Source organism: Desulfonatronospira sp. MSAO_Bac3 (genome assembly GCF_003838035.1).
Classification (GTDB): domain Bacteria; phylum Desulfobacterota; class Desulfovibrionia; order Desulfovibrionales; family Desulfonatronovibrionaceae; genus Desulfonatronospira; species Desulfonatronospira thiodismutans.
The window spans coordinates 1-6,129 of the sequence record NZ_QYZY01000058.1; the positions used below are offsets into that span (position 1 = coordinate 1).

Consider the following 6,129-nt stretch of genomic DNA (forward strand, 5'->3'; position numbering starts at 1 on the left):
CAGAAAAGCCCCGTTGCGCCCGAAACGGATGAGCATGGTTTCTCCGCACTTGTCGCACTTGATGTCCGTCTCCTTGCCCCCCTTGACCGAAGCCATGGCCTTCTGGGCCTTTTCCAGGGTGGGGTAAAATTCCCCGGTAAAACTGCGCATCACCTCCACCCAGTTTTTTTCACCCAGAGCGATGGTGTCCAGGTCCTGCTCCAACTGGGCGGTAAAGCCTGCATCCAGCAGGGACGGGAAATGCTCTACAAGCAGATCGCACACTTCTGAGCCCAGTTCAGTGGGCCGGAAATTTTTTTCCTCCAGGGTTACGTATTCCCTGTCCAGGAGTGTGGAAATAATGGCTGCATAAGTGGAGGGCCTGCCGATGCCCAGTTCCTCCAGCCTGCGCACCAGGGAGGCTTCGCTGTACCTGGCCGGGGGCTGAGTGAACTTCTGCTCCTTGGACAGATTTTCCAGGACCAGCTCTTCACCCTTGGCCAGCTTGGGCAGAAGACTGTCCTCCTGGGTGCCCCCCGGGGTATAAATGCGCAGAAAACCCGGAAAGATAATGCGCTCTCCCTTGGCCCGCCACAGAGTGTCTGCCGCCTTGACGGTCACCACAGTATCCCAGAACCTGGCCGCGGCCATCTGGGAGGCCATGAACCTGGACCAGATGAGATTGTAGAGCACGTAATCATCCCGGGACAGGTAGGACTTGATTTCGTCCGGGGTAATGGACGGGTCCACCGGCCTGATGGCTTCGTGGGCATCCTGGGCTGAGCCCTTGGATTTGAAGAACCTGGTCTTTTTTGGATAATAATCCTTGCCCAGGTTGTTTATGATCCAGGATTTGGCCTCCTGCTGGGCCTCCTTGGCCACCCGCACTGAATCGGTACGCATGTAGGTTATAAGGGCGGTGGTGCCTTTGTCTCCCAGGTCCAGGCCTTCATACAGGCGCTGGGCCACGCTCATGGTCCGCTTGGCGGTGAATCCTAAGCGGTTGCTGGCTTCCTGCTGCAGGGTTGAGGTGATAAAAGGCGGCTTGGGATCCCTGGATCTCTCCTTTTCTTCAACCGACTGCACTGTAAACGAAGCCCCCCTGACTTTTTCCTCCAGGGCCAGGGCATCTTTTTCCGAGGGCACATGGGCCTTTTTACCGGCAATCTTCCACAGTCCAGCCTCAAAACTCTCCAGGGCCTGGGTCTGCAAATTGACCTTAAATACCCAGTATTCTTCGGGCACAAAGGCCTGGCGCTCGCGCTCGCGCTCCACTATCATGCGCAGGGCCACGGACTGCACCCGGCCGGCGGAAAGGCCGCGTTTGACCTTTTTCCAGAGAAGAGGCGAGATCTTGTAGCCCACCAGCCGATCCAGAACGCGTCTGGCCTGCTGGGAGTCAAACAGGCTCTGGTTCAGCTCTCTTGGATTCTGCAGGGCCTCCTGTACCGCCCTGGAAGTGATCTCGTTGAACTGGATACGATGGATATTGGCATTCTTGGATTTTATTTCCTCGGCAATATGCCAGGCTATGGCTTCACCTTCCCGGTCAGGGTCCGGTGCCAGAAAAACTCTGGCTGACTTGGCAGCGCTCTGCTTGAGCTTATTGACCACCTTTTTCTTGCCGTAGATGATCTCGTATTCGGGCTGAAAACCGCTTTCTTCATCCACTCCCAGGGTTTTCTTGGGCAGGTCCCGGATATGGCCCACTGAGGCCTCCACCATGTAATCCTTGCCCAGGAATTTGCTGATGGTCTTTACCTTGGCCGGCGACTCGACGATAATTAGATCTTTGCTCATAATGTTGGTGCGTATAAGCATAGCATTCTTCTTTGGCAAGGAAAAATTGACCCGGGGCAGTTTCCCTTGTCAGAAAGAGCTTTTTGCTATAAGGCCTTTGGCCTTTGACGGCCTGCGCCTACAAACCTGTTTCTTGAAGAATCAAGGATCAATGAGTTGAGGGATCAAGGAATCAAGAAAGGCTTGACACACGTGCTTTATGACAGTCCAGAATCCCTGAAACTGTAACCATTCAGGGGGTCCTCGGTGCTGACTAATGGCACAAGGCCAGGGGACTGTCCCCCGCTAAGTAATGATTATGCAGCTTCACAAAATTTTGCGTCTGTAATTTGTGTATTTGTGCAGGACAAGTGACGCGGGGACTGTCCCCAGTCACGCCAGAGGCGTGATTCCTGTCCCCCTGAATGGTTACCTGAAACTTTATCCTTTAATGAATCCCTCAATCCCTTAATACCTTAATTCCATAATCCCTTAATCCCATAATCCATAAAGGTGAAGATATGAAAACCGCCATAATAGGCTTCAGCGGCAGCGGCAAGACTGAGCTTTTCAAAGCCCTGGCCGGTCCAGGCACCCCGGGCAACAGGGCCGCGGTCAAGGTCCCTGAGCCGCGCCTGGAACCACTTTGCGACCTTTTCAAACCCAAAAAAATCACCCATACGGAAATAGAGTTCCAGGACCTGCCCGGGGGAGGCTCAAACTCCCTGGGCAACAAGGTTTTAAGCGATATCAGAGGCTTTGAATGTCTGCTGGCGGTCCTGGACGCCTACACCGGAACCCATGACCCGGCAGCCCAGCAAAGCGCCATTGAAGCCGAGCTCATTATCGCCGATCTGGCGGTGATCGAAAAAAAACTGGAAAGGATGCAGGAAGACAAAAAAAAGGCCAAACACCTGCATGACCAGAACCAGGAAGAACTCCTGAACAAGGCCAGGCAGGTCCTGGAACAGGACAGTCCTCTGCGGGAATATCCAGACCTTGCCGCTCATGAGGATCTGCGGGGTTTTGCCTTTCTGTCATCCAGACCAGTACTCTATGCCTGGAACGTGGCTGAGGACAGCTTGAGCGGCTTTAAAACTCCGCCGGAAAGTACCGGCATGGGACATGTCGCCTTTTCCGCCAGGCTGGAAAGGGAACTGTCCGAGCTGGAGGACCAAGAGGAACTTCTGGAATTCATGCAGGAACTGGGCATTGAAGGATCAGTGCTGGACCGGGTCATTGGCCGGACTTATGACCTTCTGGGCTTGATCACTTTTCTCACCGCAGGGGAAAAAGAAGTGCGCTCCTGGCCGCTGAAGCGGGGGAAAAACGCCTGGGAAGCCGCAGGTGTAATCCACTCCGATATACAGAAAGGCTTTATCCGGGCCGAAGTGCTGGGATGGGAGGACTTTTTGGCCTGCAAGACTTTTAAAAAGGCCAGAGAACAGGGTGTGCTGCGCCTTGAAGGCAAGGAATACATCGTGCGTGACGGGGACATCATAACCTTCAGGTTCAATGTCTAACGCGGGCCATGCCCGCAACCCATTTTTTCACGCAAAGGCGCCCAGTTAAATCCTCTTCGAGGTGCTTACGCATTTAACCGGGCAAGCAAAGATCGCAAAGGAAGGCAGCCTTGTCCAAAACCATGTCCCGGTTTTGGACAATACACCTACTTCGCGTCTTTGACTTAGCGTCTTAGCGTCTGGCTTGCCACGCTTCTTAGCGTGGTTCTTGTTTTTTATGACCCCAGTGTATTGGAAGAAAATTTATCACGCCAGAGGCGTGACAAGCAAGGTTTCAGGAGTAAGTCACTAACATGAACAACATCGCGGTCATACTCTGCCGCCCCAAGTACTCGGAAAACGTCGGCTCCGTGGCCCGGGCCTGCATCAACATGGGCTGTTCCAGGCTGATCATCGCCGGATCACAGACCTTCGACCCGCAACGGGCCGCTCCCCTGGCCACCTCCAGAGGGGCGGAACTGCTGCGCTCAACCGAGCACTACCCCAACCTGGAACAGGCTCTGAAGGGCTTTCACCGGGTCTTTGCCACTTCCGCCCGGGTGGGTGGCTGGCGCAAGGGCGTATTTCTGCCCTGGCAGGCGGCTCAGGAAATAATGCACCCGGAAACCCTGGACCAGGACACCGCCCTGGTTTTCGGCCCCGAGGACAAAGGCCTGGCCAACCATGAGATAGAACTCTGCCCGCGCATCATTTCCATCCCCACCACAAGCCAGGCCTGGTCCCTCAATCTCTCCCAGGCGGTTCTCCTGGTCCTGTATGAATGCTTTAAGCATGTACCGGCCGCCAGAACCCGCCATATCCCCTCCTGGGACTCGCCTCCTGTTACCCAGGAGCAGATGCAGCTTTTGCACCAGAACATCCAGGAGACCCTGCTGCTTATAGATTTCCTGCAGCCGGACAACCCGGATTACTTCATGCTGCCCCTGAAAAGGTTTCTGGCCAAAACAGGCATCCGGCAGCATGAATTCAATCTTCTCATGGGAATATGCAGGCAGATCAAGTGGATGGCCGGCCGGCTCCCTCCAGGGCCTGCTTCAAGGTCTCAGCCGTAAAGGGCTTGAAGGTGATATCACTCACACCGGCTTTCCTGGCCTTTTCATTGTCCTGGACCTCGTTCTGGGTGGTGACCATGATAATGGGCAGACTGTTGTCAGGATAGATTTCCCTGACCATGCCTATAAGGTCGATTCCGGTTATCTCGGGCATGTTCAGATCAGTAAACACCACCTCCGGCCGATTTTCCCTGAGCCATTTCATGGCTTCAGTCGGGTACTCGAACACCAGCGGCTCATAACCCAGTTCGTACAGAGTGGATTTATAAATCTTCAGGATCATCTTTGAATCATCCACGGCCACGGCCACCGGTCTCTTGTCCTCCCCGGGATCACCAGGCTTGAGCCTCTGAGACAGTTCCCTGTAACCATACTTTTCCAGCAGATCCCGGAAATATTCCTGCACTTCGGGAGCAGCGCTCTGCACAAGATAATCAGTGACCATTTCCTGGAATGTCTCTTCCTCCAGAAGGGCAACCAGGAGATTCTTGGCCTGGGCGCTGACAATGGCCCGGACTGTTTTCAGCGCGTCCTGGTCCTTCTGCCGGACCATGTTTTTCACCCCGGCGGCCAGGACCTGGTTCAGATTCTGATCAATAGCCGAAGCCGCAACAACGCACACATGCTCCTCTGGATCAGTAAGACCCCTGGCCAGTATGTAAGCCCCCTTCTCCAGGGGCATACGCCCCAGGGCCTCATAGGCTGCAAACCGCACGTTGGGATCCTTTGGTTCCTTTCCCAGCATCTTGCGTATAAAGGTCAGTGCCGAAGCATCCCCGATATCTCCCAGGACATTCAGGGTATGAATCACGAGGTCCGGGTCGTCGTGCATGAGGTTGTCGCAGAGCATGGGCACCGCCTTGGGGCCGATGCGCACCAGCTTGGACTTGGCATAGTTTCTCAGGTGGGCATAATGCGAACTCAGGGATTGATTCAGCTTGCTGAGGGAAACATGATCCTGAACCTGGGAAAATATGTCCAGAATAAGTATATCCAGCTGGGCATCACTGCCCATTTTCTCCGATAACCGCTGCATGGCCGTTGGTGTGCCTATCTGTCCCAGGCTCCTGGTGGCGGCGATGGTCAAAGGTTTGTGATTGGAATAAAGAAATTCGCTTATGGAATTGGTGGCGGCAGGATCTCCCATGGATCCTAAGGCGGTAATGGCTTCCTTCAAAATATTTTCGTCCAGCTCCCGCACCAGGATCTCCATAAGACCTGTAGCCGCCTCCTGCAGCCTTAACTCCCCGGCCATACTGATAAAGACTTCCCGGGGAGGCACCTTGTCCTCGATGGTCTTGAGAAGAATTCCCGGTTGCTGCAGGGTTACTGCCATGAGTGCGCTCTTGAGGTCTAAAAGCTGTTCCTGCAGGGCCGGCCTCTTTGAAATGAGAGAAACAAGCAGAGGTCCGACAAACTCAGGCTTGCCCTGTTCCAGGATATGTATCAGCTTTTTCCGGGTGCCGGCATCAGCGCTTTCAATATGTTCCAGGACCAGGTCGGCCTTTATCCGGTCCTGCTTGGAAACGTTGTCTTCCAGTTCACTCAACAGGTGCCTTGGGTCGAAATGAGACATTTTCTCTCCTTGTCATTCCGGCGACAACCAGGCTCTATCCCTGGTTCATCAGCGCACATTTTTTGAATTTTCTGCCTGTCACGCTGCAAGTGTTCTCTCTAGTTTCCATCCGGAAAGTCTTTCTTTCCGGATGTTGAAGCTATTGGTTTTCTTTCCGGAAACGAGGAGTTTTTTCTTTTGGCAAGGAAATCAAGCAATTATGAGGAGGCGTATCTTAATA

At 54.0% G+C, this 6,129-nt stretch carries 4 protein-coding genes; 2 read left to right on the forward strand and 2 right to left on the reverse strand.

Annotated features, from left to right (window positions below; genetic code table 11):
* A partial coding sequence (gene topA / locus D5S03_RS02135; protein ID WP_287042546.1) for a type I DNA topoisomerase occupies positions 1-1,779 on the reverse strand: 1,779 nt, incomplete at its 3' end.
* Between the two features lie 500 nt (positions 1,780-2,279).
* On the opposite strand from topA, the gene D5S03_RS02140 reads away from it, so the two are divergent.
* Positions 2,280-3,281, forward strand: a complete 1,002-nt coding sequence (locus D5S03_RS02140) for a DUF933 domain-containing protein (protein ID WP_287042544.1) — start codon at positions 2,280-2,282, stop codon at positions 3,279-3,281.
* 293 nt (positions 3,282-3,574) lie between these two features.
* A complete protein-coding gene (locus D5S03_RS02145; RefSeq protein ID WP_287042545.1) occupies positions 3,575-4,333 on the forward strand; it encodes an RNA methyltransferase in 759 nt (252 codons plus the stop codon).
* Here the strand turns inward: D5S03_RS02145 and D5S03_RS02150 are convergent.
* Positions 4,278-5,909 (reverse strand): response regulator, encoded by a 1,632-nt coding sequence (locus D5S03_RS02150; RefSeq protein ID WP_008870271.1) that lies wholly within the window; start codon positions 5,907-5,909, stop codon positions 4,278-4,280. The two genes, D5S03_RS02145 and D5S03_RS02150, sit on opposite strands and share 56 nt — an antisense overlap.
* Between the last annotated feature and the right edge of the window lie 220 nt (positions 5,910-6,129).